19 protein-coding genes are annotated in these 17,134 nt (G+C 32.1%); 12 read left to right on the top strand and 7 right to left on the bottom strand.

All coding sequences use genetic code 11. The features are described 5' to 3' along the window. Nucleotides 1-19: 19 nt before the first annotated feature. The 8 genes from Q0678_RS04620 to sufD all read left to right on the top strand — a co-directional run bounded on the left by Q0678_RS04620 (nucleotide 20) and on the right by sufD (nucleotide 7,510). Nucleotides 20-601, top strand: coding sequence for a HupE/UreJ family protein (locus Q0678_RS04620; protein WP_299054589.1), 582 nt, complete (start codon nucleotides 20-22; stop codon nucleotides 599-601). 251 nt (nucleotides 602-852) lie between these two features. Next, entirely contained in the window at nucleotides 853-1,281 is a 429-nt protein-coding gene (locus Q0678_RS04625) for a dCMP deaminase family protein (RefSeq protein WP_299054593.1), read from the top strand. After that, nucleotides 1,271-2,845, top strand: coding sequence for a S41 family peptidase (locus Q0678_RS04630; protein ID WP_299054596.1), 1,575 nt, complete (start codon nucleotides 1,271-1,273; stop codon nucleotides 2,843-2,845). Before Q0678_RS04625 ends, Q0678_RS04630 begins: the two co-directional genes overlap by 11 nt. 152 nt (nucleotides 2,846-2,997) lie before the next feature. Next, nucleotides 2,998-3,327 carry an iron-sulfur cluster assembly accessory protein gene (locus Q0678_RS04635; protein WP_299054599.1) on the top strand — a complete coding sequence of 110 codons (330 nt, stop codon included), beginning with the start codon at nucleotides 2,998-3,000 and terminating at the stop codon, nucleotides 3,325-3,327. Between the two features lie 47 nt (nucleotides 3,328-3,374). Further along, entirely contained in the window at nucleotides 3,375-3,746 is a 372-nt protein-coding gene (locus Q0678_RS04640) for a four helix bundle protein (RefSeq protein WP_299054602.1), read from the top strand. A 33-nt stretch (nucleotides 3,747-3,779) separates the two neighbouring features. Beyond that, nucleotides 3,780-5,228, top strand: coding sequence for a Fe-S cluster assembly protein SufB (sufB, locus tag Q0678_RS04645; protein ID WP_299054604.1), 1,449 nt, complete (start codon nucleotides 3,780-3,782; stop codon nucleotides 5,226-5,228). Between the two features lie 110 nt (nucleotides 5,229-5,338). Beyond that, a complete protein-coding gene (gene sufC / locus Q0678_RS04650) occupies nucleotides 5,339-6,088 on the top strand; it encodes a Fe-S cluster assembly ATPase SufC (protein WP_299054610.1) in 750 nt (249 codons plus the stop codon). Nucleotides 6,089-6,196: 108 nt separating this feature from the next. Then, nucleotides 6,197-7,510 carry a Fe-S cluster assembly protein SufD gene (gene sufD / locus Q0678_RS04655; protein ID WP_299054613.1) on the top strand — a complete coding sequence of 438 codons (1,314 nt, stop codon included), beginning with the start codon at nucleotides 6,197-6,199 and terminating at the stop codon, nucleotides 7,508-7,510. An 87-nt stretch (nucleotides 7,511-7,597) separates the two neighbouring features. On the opposite strand, the gene Q0678_RS04660 is transcribed toward sufD, so the two are convergent. Continuing rightward, nucleotides 7,598-7,936, bottom strand: a complete 339-nt coding sequence (locus Q0678_RS04660) for a single-stranded DNA-binding protein (protein ID WP_299054616.1) — start codon at nucleotides 7,934-7,936, stop codon at nucleotides 7,598-7,600. A 143-nt stretch (nucleotides 7,937-8,079) separates the two neighbouring features. On the opposite strand from Q0678_RS04660, the gene Q0678_RS04665 reads away from it, so the two are divergent. After that, nucleotides 8,080-8,433, top strand: a complete 354-nt coding sequence (locus Q0678_RS04665) for a hypothetical protein (protein WP_299054619.1) — start codon at nucleotides 8,080-8,082, stop codon at nucleotides 8,431-8,433. 3 nt (nucleotides 8,434-8,436) lie between these two features. Here Q0678_RS04665 and Q0678_RS04670 read toward each other — a convergent pair whose 3' ends face one another. After that, on the bottom strand, nucleotides 8,437-8,904 hold the full coding sequence (locus Q0678_RS04670) for a CBS domain-containing protein (protein WP_299054621.1): 468 nt from the start codon (nucleotides 8,902-8,904) through the stop codon (nucleotides 8,437-8,439). Nucleotides 8,905-9,007: 103 nt separating this feature from the next. Between Q0678_RS04670 and Q0678_RS04675 the strand changes: the two genes are divergently transcribed. After that, entirely contained in the window at nucleotides 9,008-11,305 is a 2,298-nt protein-coding gene (locus tag Q0678_RS04675; RefSeq protein WP_299054623.1) for a M28 family peptidase, read from the top strand. Nucleotides 11,306-11,497: 192 nt separating this feature from the next. Here the strand turns inward: Q0678_RS04675 and pyk are convergent, their stop codons facing one another. The 5 genes from pyk to Q0678_RS04700 all read right to left on the bottom strand — a co-directional run bounded on the left by pyk (nucleotide 11,498) and on the right by Q0678_RS04700 (nucleotide 15,760). Next, complete coding sequence (pyk, locus tag Q0678_RS04680) at nucleotides 11,498-12,925, bottom strand: pyruvate kinase (protein WP_299054626.1); 1,428 nt, start codon at nucleotides 12,923-12,925, stop codon at nucleotides 11,498-11,500. A 2-nt stretch (nucleotides 12,926-12,927) separates the two neighbouring features. Further along, nucleotides 12,928-13,398 carry an IPExxxVDY family protein gene (locus Q0678_RS04685; RefSeq protein WP_299054628.1) on the bottom strand — a complete coding sequence of 157 codons (471 nt, stop codon included), beginning with the start codon at nucleotides 13,396-13,398 and terminating at the stop codon, nucleotides 12,928-12,930. Between the two features lie 118 nt (nucleotides 13,399-13,516). Further along, complete coding sequence (rnc, locus tag Q0678_RS04690) at nucleotides 13,517-14,260, bottom strand: ribonuclease III (RefSeq protein WP_299054630.1); 744 nt, start codon at nucleotides 14,258-14,260, stop codon at nucleotides 13,517-13,519. Nucleotides 14,261-14,263: 3 nt separating this feature from the next. Then, on the bottom strand, nucleotides 14,264-15,517 hold the full coding sequence (gene fabF, locus Q0678_RS04695) for a beta-ketoacyl-ACP synthase II (protein ID WP_299054632.1): 1,254 nt from the start codon (nucleotides 15,515-15,517) through the stop codon (nucleotides 14,264-14,266). Between the two features lie 6 nt (nucleotides 15,518-15,523). Further along, nucleotides 15,524-15,760 (bottom strand): acyl carrier protein, encoded by a 237-nt coding sequence (locus tag Q0678_RS04700; protein WP_004569249.1) that lies wholly within the window; start codon nucleotides 15,758-15,760, stop codon nucleotides 15,524-15,526. Between the two features lie 172 nt (nucleotides 15,761-15,932). On the opposite strand from Q0678_RS04700, the gene Q0678_RS04705 reads away from it, so the two are divergent. Further along, nucleotides 15,933-16,505: a phosphoribosylglycinamide formyltransferase gene (locus tag Q0678_RS04705; RefSeq protein WP_299054635.1), complete on the top strand. Its 573-nt coding sequence runs from the start codon at nucleotides 15,933-15,935 to the stop codon at nucleotides 16,503-16,505. Beyond that, on the top strand, nucleotides 16,498-17,133 hold the full coding sequence (locus Q0678_RS04710; RefSeq protein ID WP_299054638.1) for a ribonuclease H family protein: 636 nt from the start codon (nucleotides 16,498-16,500) through the stop codon (nucleotides 17,131-17,133). Before Q0678_RS04705 ends, Q0678_RS04710 begins: the two co-directional genes overlap by 8 nt. Nucleotide 17,134 lies beyond the last annotated feature (1 nt).

Raw genomic sequence — 17,134 nt, forward strand, 5'->3', positions numbered from 1 at the left:
CTCCTTTATTTTCTTAAAGATGAACGAATTTACACTTTACTACAAAATGGGTCTAAACCATGTGTTAGACTTTACCGCTTACGATCATATCTTATTTTTAATTGTTTTAGCTTTAGTCTTTAACTTCAATCAATGGAAAAAAGCCTTGTGGCTGGTTACTTTGTTTACAATTGGGCACTCTATTACCCTTGCGTTGTCTGCTTATAAAGTTATTTCTGTAAATGGCGATTTAGTAGAATTTTTAATTCCTGTTACTATTTTAATCACAGGGCTTGTAAACATACTAACCTCTAAAAACAAGAACAATTCAAAAGGAAATTTAAACTTAATGTTTGCTGTATTCTTTGGTTTTATTCATGGGTTGGGTTTCTCTAGTTATTTTAAAATGATGATCGGTAATGAACAATACAAAGCTTTACCATTGCTAGAGTTTGCAATTGGAATAGAAGTTGCGCAAATTGTTATTGTGGTTGCCATCTTGCTTATAAATACCATTGTAATTAACTTTTTTAAAGTTACCAAAAGAGATTGGGTGTTAGTTTGGTCTTCAATAGTAATGGGGTTTGCTATTAAAATGATTCTAGAAAGAGTCTTTTGGTAATACAAACTAAACTATGCTATTATAAGAAAACTACCTGCGTTAGGGATTGACGTAGAAATCCTTTTTTAGGCTACCTTAAAGTTAATTAATTTTAAAAGTCATAAATAATAAATTATACTCTTTGGCCTAAAAAAGATTGACACAAAAAGCCCGACCTAAAAGGGAACGCCAAAAAAAATCTTTGTAAATTTGTAATGCTAGCTATTTTTTTGATTTAAACTGTTGGTGTAAATAATATTATTTTAGTTCTAATGACAGAAAAAAAACAATTAAAATACGATAAAGCCTATTTAAAAATGGCTAAAGAATGGGGCAAGTTATCTCATTGTAAACGCAAGCAAGTAGGCGCTTTAATTGTAAAAGACAGAATGATTATTTCTGATGGGTTTAACGGAACACCTTCTGGATTTGACAACTGCTGTGAAGATGAAGATGGCCTTACAAAATGGGAGGTTTTACACGCCGAAGCAAATGCCATTTTAAAAGTTGCTGCATCTACCCAATCTGCAAATAATGCTACTTTATATATTACATTATCGCCTTGTAACCAGTGTAGTAAATTAATACATCAAGCAGGTATAAAACGTGTTGTATATGCAAATTCTTATAGAGATACTACTGGAATTAATTTTTTAGAAAAAGCAGGTGTAGAAATTATGCATTTACCTTATGATTCATAAAAACAACCTTCCGATCTACTTATCTTTTGCCGTAATCTTTGGGTTATTTTTAGGTTTTTTTATCAATAATGGCAAGGCTAATTTGTTTTCTTTACAGCAAGAATCTTCTCAAGAAAAAAAGCTAAAAAAACTAATTCATTTTATAGAAAACGAATATGTAGACACTGTAAATACAAAACGTATATTAGATGGTGCTATTACCCAAATTTTAGGCAAACTAGACCCACATTCGGTATACATTCCTAAAGAAAACTTACAAGCGGTTCAAGAAAGTATGCAAGGGAAGTTTGTTGGAATTGGTGTGCAGTTTAGAATGATAAAAGATTCTATAACTGTAATACAACCCATAAAAGGAGGCCCAAGTATTAAGGCAGGTATTAAAGCTGGTGACCGAATTTTAATGGCTAATAATGATACTTTATACAACAAAAACTTAATAAGTGGTAATGTGCCAAAATTCCTTAAAGGAAAACCTGGTACAAAAGTAGCGCTTCAAATATATCGTAAAAGCAAAGATTCTCTTTTTACTGTTGAGGTAACTAGAGGAAACGTTACCATAAAAAGCGTCGACTTATCTTATATGATTAACGACTCTTTAGGCTATATTAAACTAGACCGTTTTGCCAGAAACACTTACAGCGCTTTTAAAACAGCTTTAAAAGACCTTATTGCTAAAGGCATGACCAATTTAATTATTGATTTAAGAGGTAATGGCGGTGGTTTTATAGATGTTGCAAATAGTATTATTGACGAATTTTTAGAGGAAGACAAGTTAATTGTTTACACTAAAAACAATAAAGACAACATAGACAAATCTTATGCTACCTCTAAAGGAAGCTTCGAAAAAGGAGGTTTGTATGTTTTAATTGATGAAAATTCGGCTTCTGCATCAGAAATTGTTGCTGGTGCTTTACAAGACAACGATAAAGGAACTATTGTAGGACGAAGGTCTTTTGGTAAAGGACTCGTTCAAATAGAAATGGCTCTAGGCGATGGTTCTGCAGTTCGTTTAACAACCGCTCGATATTTTACACCAACAGGCCGCTCTATTCAGAAACCATACGACAAAAATGGAAATTCTGATTATTATAAGGAATTTGAAAATAGAATTTCCAACGGAGAATTGCTAAACAAAGACAGTATAAAAGTGGCAGATTCTTTACAATTTAGAACACCTAAAGGAAAAATAGTATACGGTGGTGGTGGAATTATTCCTGACGTATTTGTTCCTATTGATACTAGCGCTTACTTGCCTAACTTTTACTTTAATGCAATTAATGATTTTGCTTTTAATTATGTAGATACGCACAGAAAAGAATTAGAAAAATGGACCATAGATAGTTATATCGCTGATTTTGATACAAACAAAAAAATATTAAATAGTTTTCTTAAGACGCTTAATACATCAGAAAAAAGAAACGCTAAAACCAATGGTGGCTTACAAAAATACTTAAAGACTAGTATTGCTAATGTACTTTTTGGAGATGTTGGCTTTTATAAAACACTCCATCAAGACGATAAAATGATTTTAAAAGTTTTAGCGTTAGAGCAAAATAAACAATAGCGGCTTTTTGTATCGAACCCGCTAAAAACATCCTCTTTTAAAAGCAATCGATAAAACCAATTGTTTTATTAGGTTTCGCAATCAAATATGTTCTTTTTTTTATACTTATATTGTATATTTGCAGTCTATTTAGATTTAATCTATTTAAAATTATGATAAAAGTTTCAGATACTGCAAAGAAAAAAGTAATCGAGTTAATGACCGACGACGGCTTTAATGCAACAACAGATTATGTAAGAGTTGGGGTAAAAAGTGGTGGCTGTTCTGGCCTATCTTATGATTTAACTTTTGATAATAAAAAAAGTGAAGACGATAAAATTTTTGAAGAAAACGATGTTAGACTAATCGTTGATAAAAAAAGTTTTTTATACTTAGTTGGCACTACTTTAGAGTATTCGGGTGGTTTAAACGGAAAAGGTTTTGTTTTTAACAATCCAAACGCAAATAGAACTTGCGGTTGTGGAGAAAGTTTTAGTTTGTAAAAGTAAAAAAAGTTTAAAGTTAGAAAAGTGAAAATAAAAGTAATTAAATGGCAAAGTTTAACTCTTTTGAAGAAATCCTTTCATGGCAAAAAGCTAGAGAATTAAATGCTGCTATTTATAATGTAACAAATTCTAATGATTTGTTTTCTAAAGATTATGGTTTAAAAGACCAAATAAGAAGAGCCTCGGTATCAATTTCATCAAATATTGCTGAAGGATTTGAGAGACAAACACAAAAAGAATTTATACGATTTTTGTACATTGCAAAAGCATCTGCAGGCGAGGTTCGTTCTCAATTGTATTTGGCTTTTGATATAAAATATTTAAGTAACAAGAAGTTTGAAGAACTAAAGTTAAAAGTTAATGAAGTTTCAAAATTGATTAGTGGGCTGTTAAAATACCTACATTCAACTTTATAAACCTTCAACTTTTTAACATTATAAACTAGTTTTATGAGTAAATATACTGAAGAACAATTAGAAGAAGAATTAAAAACTCAAGAATACAAATACGGGTTTTATACTGATATAGAAAGTGATACATTTCCTGTTGGATTAAATGAAGATGTTGTTAGAGCCATTTCTAAAAAGAAAAACGAACCACAATGGATGACAGATTGGCGTTTAGAAGCTTTTAGAATTTGGGAAAAAATGGAAGAGCCAGAATGGGCTAATGTACATTACGAAAAACCAAAATTTCAAGATATTGCCTACTATTCTGCACCTAAAAAGAAACCGAAACTAAACTCTTTAGACGAAGTAGATCCAGAATTATTAGACACTTTTAAGCGTTTGGGTATTTCTTTAGACGAACAAAAAAAGTTAGCCAATGTAGCAGTAGATATTGTTATGGACTCTGTTTCTGTAGCAACTACTTTCAAAAAAACATTAGGTGAAAAGGGTATTATTTTTATGCCAATTTCCGAAGCAATACAAGAGCATCCAGAGTTAGTGCGTAAATATTTAGGAACAGTTGTGCCAACAACAGATAACTTTTATGCGGCTTTAAACTCGGCAGTATTTTCTGATGGATCTTTCTGTTACATTCCGAAAGGAGTAAAATGTCCAATGGAATTGTCTACCTACTTCAGAATTAATGAAGGCGGAACAGGACAATTTGAAAGAACTTTAGTAGTTGCAGACAAAGGAAGTTATGTTTCTTACTTAGAGGGCTGTACTGCACCAAGTAGAGATGAAAATCAATTACACGCTGCCGTTGTAGAATTAATTGCAATGGATGATGCTGAAATTAAATATTCTACAGTACAAAACTGGTATCCTGGTAACAAAGAAGGAAAAGGTGGTGTCTATAATTTTGTAACCAAAAGAGGTTTGTGCGAAAACAACGCAAAAATTTCTTGGACTCAGGTAGAAACAGGTTCTGCAGTAACCTGGAAATATCCTTCTTGTGTATTGAAAGGAAACAATTCTGTGGGTGAATTTTACTCGATTGCAGTAACCAACAACCATCAGCAAGCAGATACAGGAACAAAAATGATACACTTGGGTAAAAACACAAGGTCAACTATTATTTCAAAAGGTATTTCTGCTGGTAAATCTCAAAACTCATACAGAGGTTTGGTACAAATAAACAGCCGAGCAGAAAATGCACGTAATTTTTCGCAATGTGATTCTCTTTTAATGGGGAATGAATGCGGCGCGCATACATTTCCGTATATCGAAACCAAAAACAAATCGGCACAAATAGAACACGAAGCAACCACCAGTAAAATTGGTGAAGACCAATTGTTTTATTGCAACCAACGTGGTATAGATACCGAAAAAGCAATTGCATTAATTGTAAACGGATTTAGCAAAGAGGTTTTAAATAAATTACCAATGGAATTTGCTGTGGAAGCACAAAAATTATTAGAAATTTCTTTAGAAGGATCAGTAGGTTAAAATTCATAGAATTTTAACCGTTTGATTATTTAAATGTTGAAGCGTTTAGATAATATAGATTAGAAATACAAGTACACAAATAAACATTTACACGATTACACAAAATTATCATGTTAAAAATAGAAAACTTAAAAGCAGAAATTAACGGAAAAGCAATCTTAAAAGGATTGAATATAGAGGTAAAAGCGGGTGAAGTACACGCAATTATGGGGCCAAATGGTGCCGGTAAAAGCACCTTAGCAAACGTTATTGCTGGTAAAGAAGAATATGAAGTTACAGGTGGTTCTATCGAACTAAATAACGAAGATATTAGCGAATTAGCTCCTGAAGAAAGAGCACACAATGGGGTGTTTTTATCATTTCAATATCCGGTAGAAATTCCTGGAGTTTCTGTAACAAACTTTATAAAAACGGCTATTAACGAAACTCGTAAAGCAAAAGGTTTAGAAGACATGCCTGCTAAAGACATGTTAAAAATGATTCGTGAAAAATCTGAATTGTTAGAAATAGATCGTAAATTTTTATCTCGTTCTTTAAATGAAGGCTTTTCTGGAGGAGAAAAAAAGCGTAACGAAATCTTTCAAATGGCAATGCTAGAACCAAAATTAGCCATTTTAGATGAAACAGATTCTGGATTGGATATTGATGCTTTAAGAATTGTTGCAAACGGAGTTAACAAATTAAAATCTAAAGACAACGCAGTAATTGTAATTACCCATTACCAACGTTTGTTAGATTATATAGTGCCAGATTTTGTACATGTTTTACACGATGGTAAAATTGTAAAAACAGGCGATGCTTCTTTGGCTTTAGAGTTAGAAGCAAAAGGATACGATTGGATTAAGCAAGAGTTGGTATAATTAAAAAGTTTAAAAGTAAAAAAGTTTAAAAGTTGGAGAAGTATTAAAGTATTGTAAAAACAAAACTTTAAAAACTTTAAAAACTTTCAACTTTAAAACTAAAAGAAAATGGAATTACAAGACAAATTATTATCATCATATATCGCTTTTGAAGACAACGTAGATGTAAATTCTGATGTACACGAAATTAGATCTAAAGCATTTCAAAATTTCGAAAAAGTTGGTTTTCCTTCTAAAAAATTAGAAGCTTGGAAATACACCTCATTAAACTCGGTTTTAAAGCAAGATTATAGTTTATTTCCTGATGAGGTAGAAGCCATCGAATTGGCAGATGTAAAAAAGTACTTTATTCATGAAATAGATACCTATAAAGTAATTTTTATCAATGGTAAATACAGCTCATTCTTATCGCAAACTACACACGACCAGTATGATGTTTGCTTAATGTCTTCTGCATTAACAAGCCAGAAATACAAACCTGTTATAGAGAAGTATTTTAACAAAATTGCAAAACAAGACAACTTAACATCTTTAAATACTGCGTTTGCAACGGAAGGTGCTTATATAAACATTCCGAAAAATACGGAAGTTAAAAAACCAATTCAAATTATTAACTTTACTACAGGTGCACAAACTGCAACTATGGTACAGCCTAGAAATTTAGTTGTTGTTGGCGAAAATGCGCATGTACAAATTATAGAGCGTCACCAAAGTTTAACAGACAATGCTGTGTTAACAAATTCGGTTACCGAGATATTTGCAGATACCGCTGCCACGGTAGACTATTATAAAATTCAAGATGATAAGGTTACGGCTTCTTTAGTAGACAACACCTATGCAGAGCAGCAATCTAAAAGTGTTGTTTCTGTGCATACTTTTTCTTTTGGAGGAAATATTACCAGAAATAATTTAAACTTCTTTCAGAAAGGAGAGTATATAGATTCTATTTTAAAAGGAATTACAATTAGTGAAGGCAAGCAGCACATAGATCATCATACATTGGTGCATCATATTACACCAAACTGCGAATCTCACCAAGATTATAAAGGAATTTATAATGATCGTTCTACGGCAGTTTTTAACGGTAAAGTAATTGTAGAAAAAGAGGCACAAAAAACAAATGCTTACCAGCAAAATAACAATGTTTTGTTAAGCGATCGTGCTACGGTAAACGCAAAGCCACAATTAGAAATTTTTGCTGATGATGTAAAGTGTTCTCATGGTTGTACTATTGGGCAATTAGATGAAGATGCTTTGTTTTATATGCAACAACGTGGTATCCCTAAAAAAGAAGGAAAAGCTTTGTTAATGTTTGCTTTTGCAAATACTGTTTTAGAAAGTGTAAAAATACCAGAAGTTAAACAACGTATCACAAAAATAATAGCTGAAAAATTGGGTGTTAAAATAGGTTTCGACTTATAAAAAAAACCAATTTTTATCTAAAATTTAAACCACGCAAATTGCGTGGTTTTTTATTTAACTAACTGTTTAAAATTGCTTCTTAAAACACTATTGTTTATTTCCTAACATTAAAAGTTCGTTTGCCAATATCTCTGTAAAATATCTTTTCTCTCCTTCTTTTGTGTCATAAGACCTGTTGGTTAGTTTGCCTTCTAGCGCAATTTCAAGCCCTTTTTTTAGATAGTTTTCTACCACAGTAACCAAACCTCCTTTTACAACAATATTGTGCCAATACGCACGCTCTACTTTATTACCTTCTTTGTCTTTGTAACTATCATCTGTAGCCATAGAAAATTTTGCCATTTTGTTACCATCTTTAAAAGTAATTACTTCTGGGTCTTGCCCCAATCTACCAATTAATTGTACTTTGTTTCTTAACGTATTCATAAGATAAGTTTTTAGTTTGTCAATTCGTTTCGACGGTGCAAAGTTGCAAAACCTATCTAGTGTTATTCGGTTACAAAACAATTACTTTCGGTTGTAATTACTTGTAGTCGTTTGTAAACGAATAATTTTCATATCTTTACATCATGGAACAAAAACGTTGTTTAGAGTGTAAAGAACCTGTTAAAGGTAGAGTAGATAAGAAGTTTTGCTCAGATTATTGTAGAAATTCTTACAATAATAATGTGAATAAAGACAGTAAAAACCTTATTAGAAACATCAATAATAGGCTTCGAAAAAATTACAAAATTTTATCTGAATTAAACGTTTCTGGCAAAACAAAAGTGACAAGAACAAAATTATACGACAAAGGATTCGACTTTCAATTTTTTACTTCTATTTACAAAACAAAAACAGGCAATACCTATTTTTATATTTACAATGAAGGGTATTTAGCCCTAGAAAATGATACTTTTTTATTAATCAGAAAAGAAAAATAAAAACTATTTCCAGGTATTTCCTTGTACTTTAATCGTTGCTTTTAAAACATCTTTCTGACTTAACTGTCCTATTAATTTACCGTTTTCTACTACCGGAAATCTTCTTCGGTGAGAGCTTATAAATTTAAACGCAGCATCAAAAATATTCATGTTTTTATCAATAGTATCTACATCGGTAACCATGTACTTACCTACCGTATTATTTACATCAGAAGGCATGTTGTAATACTTACTTTCAGAAATGTGTTTGATACAGTCTGTTTCAGAAATAATACCGATTAACTCATTGTTGTCATTTACAACAGGGCCACCAGAAATTTTATACGTTATCAATTGATTAATTACATGATCTAAAGTGTCATTTTCTTTAAATGTGATTAGTTTTTGAGTCATATAATCTGCCACTAATATTTGAGAATCTTCTTTAACTTGACTCGAATCTCTTTTGCCTTGAAAACTTTTTATACCCATAATTAGCTGTTTTAGTTAGAGTTAAAGTTACACTTTTTTATGGTAGAGTCAAAATCAAGGTGTTATTTTTTATTTCATACATTTATACAATAAAATTTTATGTATGAAAACCTTTTCTTCTTTTACTTCTGTAATAATTATTATTAGTGTTATTTTTTGGAGTTTTTCTGATTTAAAACCTAGTTTTAATTCCAAAAAAACAACATCAGAGACAGAATTTTCGATAGAAAACGCATTACATCACTTAAAAAATATTAGTAAAGAAGTACATTATAGTGGTTCTAAAAATCATAAAACTGTACAAAATTATATTGTTAGCGAGCTAGAAAAAATGGGTTTAGAAACCCATATTCAAACCCAAACCGCAATCAATAAAAAATGGGTTGCTGGTACTACAGCAGAAAATATTTTAGCAAGAATAAAAGGAAGTGAAAACGGAAAAGCACTTTTATTATTAACCCACTATGACTCTAACCCACACAGCTCTTTAGGCGCAAGTGATGCTGGCTCTGGCGTAGTTACTATTTTAGAAGGTATAAGAGCTTTTTTACACAAAAATCAACAACCTAAAAACGATCTTATCATTTTAATTTCTGATGCCGAAGAATTAGGGTTATTGGGTGCACAAGCATTTGTAAACGAACATGATTGGGCAAAAGAAATAGGGTTAGTTTTAAACTTTGAAGCAAGAGGAAGTGGTGGCCCAAGTTATATGTTAATGGAAACAAATAGTAAAAACAGCAAGTTACTGTCTGAGTTTATGGCTGCAAAACCAAACTATCCTGCTGCAAATTCTTTAATGTATAGCATTTATAAAAAATTACCCAACGATACCGATTTAACTGTTTTTAGAGAAGATGCTAATATTAACGGATTTAATTTTGCCTTTATTGGCGATCATTTTGATTATCATACAGCACAAGATTCTTACCAGCGTTTAGACAGAGAAACACTAGTGCACCAGGCCGATTATTTTACAACAACGGTAAACTATTTTGCTAACTCAGATTTATCTAATTTAAATTCTGAAGAAGATTTTGTCTATGTAAATTTCCCGTTTATTAAACTGTTAACCTATCCTTTTTCTTGGGTTTTAATAATGTTTATTTTTGCTGTAGCACTTTTTATATTGCTCCTTTTCTTTGGGTTTTTAAAAGACAAGCTTTCTTTAAAAGGGATTTTAAAAGGCTTATTTGTCTTTCTTTTAGCCATGCTTACGTGTGGTGTTGGTTCTTTTGTTTTATGGAAACTTATCTTACTTGTTCATCCGGCTTATAAAGACATCTTACACGGTTTTACCTATAATGGATACCAATACATTATTGCTTTTGTTTTCTTAAATCTATGGAGTGTTTTTAAGGTTTATAAACTTTTATATAAGCATGAAAAAACGACAGATCTACTAGTTGGACCCATCTTTATATGGTTGGTATTAAATTATTTGATTATGAACTATTTAAAAGGAGCTGGCTTTTTTATTATTCCTGTTTTTGCCGCTTTAACAATAATGGCAATTGCTGTTTTTATGAATTTAAAAGAACGCGCTAAAAGAATATTATTTACCATTATCTCTATACCTACACTTTACATTTTTGCGCCCTTAATTAAAATGTTTCCGGTTGGTTTAGGATTGGGTATTCTTTTTGTGAGTGGCATTTTAATAGCGTTAATTTTTGGCTTAATGGCACTTACTTTTCATCAAAAGAAAACTTTTTGGATGCAAAAAACAGTTGGCCTGTTTGCGATTATTTTCTTTGGATTAGCAACCTACAACAGTGGTTTTTCTGAAGATAATAGAAAACCAAATAGTATTGTTTATGTTGAAAATTCTGATACAAAAACTGCTTTTTTTGGCACCTATAATACCACGCTAGATAGTTATACTAAACAATTTTTTAAGGAAAATGAGCCTCAAGAAAGTCTTTTAAATGCCAAAACAAAAAGTAAATACAACACTCGTTTTACCTATGCTAAAAAAACGAATTTTAGAAATATTAATTCCGTAGAAGTAGCCATTGTTTTAGACACTGTTATGGGCAATAGACGTTTTTTAGAAATCAATATATCTTCTGATAGAAAAATAAATAAGTTAGAATTTTCTACTAAAAAAGCAATAGAATTAGAGCAATTTAAAGTAAATGATGTGTTGGTAAATGAGGGTAAAAAATACGCTGTAAACAATGGCTCTTTTTTAGTATATCATTTAGCAAACCAAGATACAGAAGTAACGCTGTCTTTTAGTGTTTTAAAAGACTATGAATTTAACGTTGTTTTAAATGAAATTTCTTATGATCTATTAGACCACAAGCTGTTTAATATTGCTCCAAGAACAACAGAAATGATGCCGATGCCTTTTGTAACTAATGATGCTATTATGATTACAAAAAAACTAGCCTTGTAAAATAAATAGCAATTACATTATTTGATCTTTGGCAAGGTTTGTAAGTTGGCAAATAGGTATAGCCCTGATTGAACGGTTTGTTTAAGCTCTTGCGCTTTTTTGCGCAAAGCGAGTAGTGAAAGCAGGAAATAGCTTCAAAAAAAAAGCATCCTGATTACTCAGAATGCTTTATATAAAGGTTTTTAAAACCGATTATTCTATTTCAGAAACTCGCAAGGTATTTACCATTCCCTTTGCCTCTACTGGCATTGATGTTAGGTTAATCATTAAATCTCCTTGCTGTACATATCCTTTTTCTTTGGTAATTTTATTGATATCTACCACGGTATCATCGGTACTTAATTGTTTGTCGTAATAAAATGCTTTAACACCCCAAAGTAGGTTTAGTTTGCCTAAAATTCTTCTTTCTGATGAGAATGCTAGTATTTTAGATTGTGGTCTCCAAGCAGAAATTTGAAATGCTGTATAACCACTATTGGTTAGGGTTGCAATTGCTGTAGCATCGATGTCGTTTGCCATTAATGCTGCATGGTGGCATATAGATTTTGTAATAAATCTGTTGGTTCTAATATGTGGTGCTTGGTGTGGCACTTTAATCATTTTAGAGTTTTCTACCGCCTTGATAATTTCAGACATTTTTTGAATAACTCTAACAGGGTGTTTCCCTACAGAGGTTTCACCAGATAACATTACTGCATCTGCGCCATCCATAATAGAGTTTGCAACGTCATTTACCTCTGCCCTAGTTGGTACAGAGTTGTCAATCATTGTTTCCATCATTTGAGTGGCAATAATTACAGGTATTCTTGCTAATTTTGCACGTCTAACCAGTTTTTTCTGAATTAAAGGTACATCTTGCATTGGTATTTCTACTCCTAAATCTCCACGAGCTACCATTAAACCATCACAATATGGTATTAAGGCATCGATATTTTCTACTGCTTCTGGCTTTTCTATTTTAGCAATTACAGGAACTCTGTACTCTGAATGTTGCGCTATTAAATCTCTTAACATTCTTAAGTCTTCTGGTGTTCTTACAAAAGAAAGCGCCATCCAATCGATGTTTAAGCTTAATGCAAAAACGGCATCTTCTTTGTCTTTTTCTGTTAAAGCAGGTAAAGAAATTGCGGTGTTGGGTAGGTTAACTCCTTTTTTAGATTTTAACGGGCCACCAACAATTGTTTTTACAACAACTTCTTTGTCTTTGTCTGTAGATACTACTTCGAATAGTAATTTACCATCGTCTACCATAATGTTTTCGCCAACTTTTACGTCTTTAGGAAAACGCTGATACGTCATAAAAGCTTTTTTATGGTTTCCTACACATTTTTCTGTAGTAAAGGTAAATAGGTCTCCGTCGTTTAAGACAACACCTTCTTCCATAACGCCTACACGTAATTTTGGGCCTTGTAAATCTGCTAAAATAGCAACGTTATATCCGTTTTCTTCATTAATATCTCTAATGGTTTTTACGGTTTTTTTAACGTTGTCATAATCTGCATGAGAAAAGTTGATTCTAAAAACATTAACGCCTTCTCTGGCTAATTCTGTTAAAGTTTCTTTACTATTTGTTGCAGGCCCTAGGGTGGCAACTATTTTAGTTTTGTTAAAATCGTTCATGTTTAAAATATTAAAAAGTCTTTAGACTTTAGTGAATTTTTATCGATTGAATACGCGGTAATAACCTGCTCAATACTTTTTGTTTTTTGTACAATGTTTGCTACAAATGTCGCATTTATATCGCCTGTTATTTTTATAAAAAAATCTACTTTTTTATACTCTGGAATCAAATATGTTTTTGTTTCAGAGGTTAATAACAACTCATTAGTAACTTGCTGATTTTCTTTTCGACAACTATTAGCAATCAAAAACCAATCAAAATCATAATCTATATTTTCATAATTATAAATAGAAAAAGAAATTTTCTTTTCTTGTTTTATAAATTCTAAATCTTCTTTTGCTTTATAAAACCTGGTTTTAATGGTTTTATTTAATAAGTAGGCAAGTCTGTAATCTTCTAAAGTAGAATGGATTCCTATTAAAGAGTATTCTTCTTCATAAAAATCATCCATTTCTAAAGCGTGTACCTGCATAAATTATAACTAATAAAAGTTTTTATGAGAATGCTAATTTACAAATTAGTTTATGAGTATTAATGTTAATTTAACGAAAACGTTATCGTGTATCAGTTTTAAATTAAAACCCTCTTTTTTAGAGTTGTCCTAAAGTAATCTCTTTCTGAAAAGCATAATATACTCTTTTAGACGCTTGCTCTTCTGCTTTTTTCTTAGAAGTGGCTCTGCCTTTTGCAACTTGCTGACCGTCAATACTAATTTTAACACTAAAATGTTTAATATTTTCGTTGCCAGAATCTTCGTAAGAATCAAAAGTATATTTTTTCTTTTGTTTCTGACACCACTCTATAATTAAGCCTTTGTAACTTGTAATTTTACCTTCTAGCTTTTCGATGTCTACATAGGGATTGATAACCTTCTTGTAAATAAATTTCTGACAAGCTGCATAGCCTCTATCTAAAAAAATAGCGCCTATAAGTGCTTCAAAAATATTACCGTGAATGTTAGCGCCCACATTGGCTTGATCTACATTGCTTTTTACAAAACGAATTAAATTTAAATCTCTACCCAATTCGTTTAAATGCTCTCTACTTACAATTTTAGAGCGCATTTGGGTAAGATACCCTTCGCTACCCGTAGGAACTTTTCGATACAAATAAGCGGCAATAACGGCTCCTAAAACAGAATCGCCTAAAAATTCTAAGCGTTCGTAATTAATAGGAATTCCTTTGTTGTCTTGCATTTGCACAGATCTGTGCGTAAATGCTTTTTTGTATTGATTTATTTTTTTCGGAGAAAATTTAAGAAGTTTTTTTAATTCGTAATACAATTGCGCATCCTCTTGGTTAAGAGGTTTTATAATTTTACGAATAAAACTCATCTATTATTCATCTATTTTTTTAAAAGCAACACATGCATTATGACCTCCAAAACCAAAAGTATTACTCATCGCTACTTTAATATCTCTCTTTTGAGCAACATTAAGCGTTAAGTTTAAATCTGGATTGATGTTTTCATCAACATTTTGATGGTTGATGGTTGGTGGCACAATACCATGTTTCATTGCTAAAATAGCTGCAATAGACTCTATAGCCCCTGCCGCACCTAAAAGATGCCCTGTCATCGATTTTGTAGAATTGATGTTGATGTTCTTGGCATGGTCTCCAAAAACAGCAGAAATAGCTTTTAACTCTGCCACGTCTCCTAAAGGTGTCGATGTACCGTGAGTATTTATATGATCTACATCTTCGGGTTTAATTCCCGAGTTTTCTAAGCAGTTTTTCATCACTGCCATGACTCCAATTCCTTCCGGATGTGGTGCTGTCATATGATGAGCATCAGAAGACATACCGCCTCCTATTACCTCTGCATAAATTTTTGCGCCTCTTGCTTTGGCGTGTTCATATTCTTCTAAAACAATAGCGCCTGCTCCTTCTCCTAACACAAAACCATCTCGTTCTGCATCAAAAGGTCTAGAAGCCGTTTCTGGACTTTCGTTTCTTGTAGACAAAGCATGCATGGCATTAAAACCACCCACACCAGAAATTACAACTGCAGCTTCAGAACCACCAGTTACAATTACATCACAAGTACCTAATCGAATATAATTTAAAGCATCTATCATTGCGTTTGCAGAAGATGCACATGCAGAAACCGTAGTATAATTTGGCCCCATAAATCCATTTTTTATAGAAATGTTTCCTGGAGCAATATCTGCAATCATTTTTGGAATAAAGAAAGGGTTGAACCTTGGTGTACCGTCTCCGGCACCAAAATTAATAGCTTCGTTTTGAAACGTTTCTAAACCACCAATTCCTGCTCCCCAAATTACACCTACGCGTAATCTGTCAATTTCTTCTAGATCTATTTTTGCATCTGCAATTGCTTCATCTGAAGCAACCATTGCATATTGCGTAAACGGATCCATTTTTCGAGCTTCTTTTCTATTGATAAAGTCGGTTACCTCGAAATTTTTTAATTCACATGCAAAACGAGTTTTGAACTTGGCAGCATCAAAACGTGTAATGGGTGCTGCACCGCTAACTCCGTTAACTAATGCGCTCCAATATTCTTCAATATTATTACCAATCGGCGTTAATGCGCCAAGTCCAGTGACTACAACTCGTTTTAACTGCATATAAAATTACTTTTTAGCTTCTTCAATATAGCTTACTGCTTGACCAACTGTACCGATGTTTTCGGCTTGATCATCTGGAATTTGAATATCGAATTCTTTTTCGAACTCCATAATTAACTCAACAGTATCCAAAGAATCTGCTCCTAAATCGTTTGTGAAGCTAGCTTCTGTTGTTACTTCGTTATCGTCTACTCCTAATTTGTCTACGATAATAGCTTTTACTCTTGATGCAATGTCTGACATAATTTTCTGTTTTTTTAAAATTTAAATCGGGGCAAAAATACAAATCTTAGTTATTAAAACTAATTTTTGCCCTAAAAATGATTATTAAAAGTAAATAAAATAATTTAATCTTCACCTAAAATAATCTAATTGTTAATAATTATCCTTTTTTTTGTACCTTAGAAATGTAGTTATGAAACGTATTGTTATTTTTGCATCTGGCTCTGGCACTAATGCCGCCAACATTATTAAGTTTTTCAATCAAACTAAAACCGCTAAGGTTACTAAAGTGTTGTGTAACAATGAGCATGCCAAAGTTTTTGATAGATGTAAAGCATTAAATGTAAGTTGTTTACATTTTACAAAAGCCGACTTTTTAGCTTCAGAAAACATCTTAAATATCTTAAAAGAAGCAGCCGATTATGTTATTTTGGCTGGTTTTTTATGGCGAATTCCGCCACAAATAATTGCTGCTTTTCCGAATAAAATTTTAAATATTCACCCTGCATTATTGCCTAAATATGGAGGTAAAGGAATGTATGGTATGCATGTTCATAAAGCTGTTAAAGAAAATAAAGAAACAGAAACTGGCATCACAATTCACTATGTAAATGAACATTATGACGAGGGCGCTATTATTTTTCAGTCTAAAACACCTGTTTTAATGTCTGATACTGCCAATACTATTGCAGAAAAAATACATGTATTAGAACAACGCTACTTTCCGAGGGTTATAGAAGATGTAATTTTAAATATTAATGAGTAAAAAAAAGTTTTATGTAGTTTGGAACGGACGTAAAAAAGGCGTTTTCACGTCTTGGAAAGTTTGCAAGGCACAAATAGAGGGTTTTGATGGGGCGCAATACAAGTCTTTTGCCAATTTAGACGAAGCTGAAATAGCCTCGAAAGGAAACTACAACGACTATAAAGGAAAAGATACTAAAAAGAAAAAATTATCATCCGCAGAAAAAGAAAAAATAGGGAAACCCAATTTAGAAAGTATTTCTGTTGATGCCGCTTGTTCTGGAAACCCAGGTAAAATGGAGTATAGAGGTGTTTTTACCCACAACAAACAACAAATTTTTTTAAAAGGCCCGTTTGATAAAGGAACCAATAACATTGGCGAATTTTTAGCTTTGGTACACGGCATTGCTTTGTTAAAAAGTAAAAACAAAGAACACATTCCTATTTATTCTGATTCTAAAATTGCCATGAGTTGGGTAAAAAAGAAGCAATGCAAAACCAATATGCATTTTGATGCTGCAAACAAAGACTTATTAGAGCTGATAAAAAGAGCCGAAAAATGGCTGAAAGAAAACACCTATAAAAACCCTATTCTAAAATGGGAAACCAAAGCTTGGGGAGAAATTCCTGCAGACTTTGGTAGGAAGTAAA

The organism is uncultured Polaribacter sp. (assembly GCF_947497125.1).
Taxonomy (GTDB): Bacteria; Bacteroidota; Bacteroidia; order Flavobacteriales; family Flavobacteriaceae; genus Polaribacter.

Excerpts from the sequence above, each read along its gene's own strand:
- Q0678_RS04620 (WP_299054589.1), top strand. The coding sequence starts at position 20 with ATGAACGAATTTACACTTTACTACAAAATGGGTCTAAACCATGTGTTA.
- Q0678_RS04625 (WP_299054593.1), top strand. The coding sequence starts at position 853 with ATGACAGAAAAAAAACAATTAAAATACGATAAAGCCTATTTAAAAATG.
- Q0678_RS04630 (WP_299054596.1), top strand. The coding sequence starts at position 1,271 with ATGATTCATAAAAACAACCTTCCGATCTACTTATCTTTTGCCGTAATC.
- Q0678_RS04635 (WP_299054599.1), top strand. The coding sequence starts at position 2,998 with ATGATAAAAGTTTCAGATACTGCAAAGAAAAAAGTAATCGAGTTAATG.
- Q0678_RS04640 (WP_299054602.1), top strand. The coding sequence starts at position 3,375 with ATGGCAAAGTTTAACTCTTTTGAAGAAATCCTTTCATGGCAAAAAGCT.
- sufB (WP_299054604.1), top strand. The coding sequence starts at position 3,780 with ATGAGTAAATATACTGAAGAACAATTAGAAGAAGAATTAAAAACTCAA.
- sufC (WP_299054610.1), top strand. The coding sequence starts at position 5,339 with ATGTTAAAAATAGAAAACTTAAAAGCAGAAATTAACGGAAAAGCAATC.
- sufD (WP_299054613.1), top strand. The coding sequence starts at position 6,197 with ATGGAATTACAAGACAAATTATTATCATCATATATCGCTTTTGAAGAC.
- Q0678_RS04660 (WP_299054616.1), bottom strand. The coding sequence starts at position 7,936 with ATGAATACGTTAAGAAACAAAGTACAATTAATTGGTAGATTGGGGCAA.
- Q0678_RS04665 (WP_299054619.1), top strand. The coding sequence starts at position 8,080 with ATGGAACAAAAACGTTGTTTAGAGTGTAAAGAACCTGTTAAAGGTAGA.
- Q0678_RS04670 (WP_299054621.1), bottom strand. The coding sequence starts at position 8,904 with ATGGGTATAAAAAGTTTTCAAGGCAAAAGAGATTCGAGTCAAGTTAAA.
- Q0678_RS04675 (WP_299054623.1), top strand. The coding sequence starts at position 9,008 with ATGAAAACCTTTTCTTCTTTTACTTCTGTAATAATTATTATTAGTGTT.
- pyk (WP_299054626.1), bottom strand. The coding sequence starts at position 12,925 with ATGAACGATTTTAACAAAACTAAAATAGTTGCCACCCTAGGGCCTGCA.
- Q0678_RS04685 (WP_299054628.1), bottom strand. The coding sequence starts at position 13,398 with ATGCAGGTACACGCTTTAGAAATGGATGATTTTTATGAAGAAGAATAC.
- rnc (WP_299054630.1), bottom strand. The coding sequence starts at position 14,260 with ATGAGTTTTATTCGTAAAATTATAAAACCTCTTAACCAAGAGGATGCG.
- fabF (WP_299054632.1), bottom strand. The coding sequence starts at position 15,517 with ATGCAGTTAAAACGAGTTGTAGTCACTGGACTTGGCGCATTAACGCCG.
- Q0678_RS04700 (WP_004569249.1), bottom strand. The coding sequence starts at position 15,760 with ATGTCAGACATTGCATCAAGAGTAAAAGCTATTATCGTAGACAAATTA.
- Q0678_RS04705 (WP_299054635.1), top strand. The coding sequence starts at position 15,933 with ATGAAACGTATTGTTATTTTTGCATCTGGCTCTGGCACTAATGCCGCC.
- Q0678_RS04710 (WP_299054638.1), top strand. The coding sequence starts at position 16,498 with ATGAGTAAAAAAAAGTTTTATGTAGTTTGGAACGGACGTAAAAAAGGC.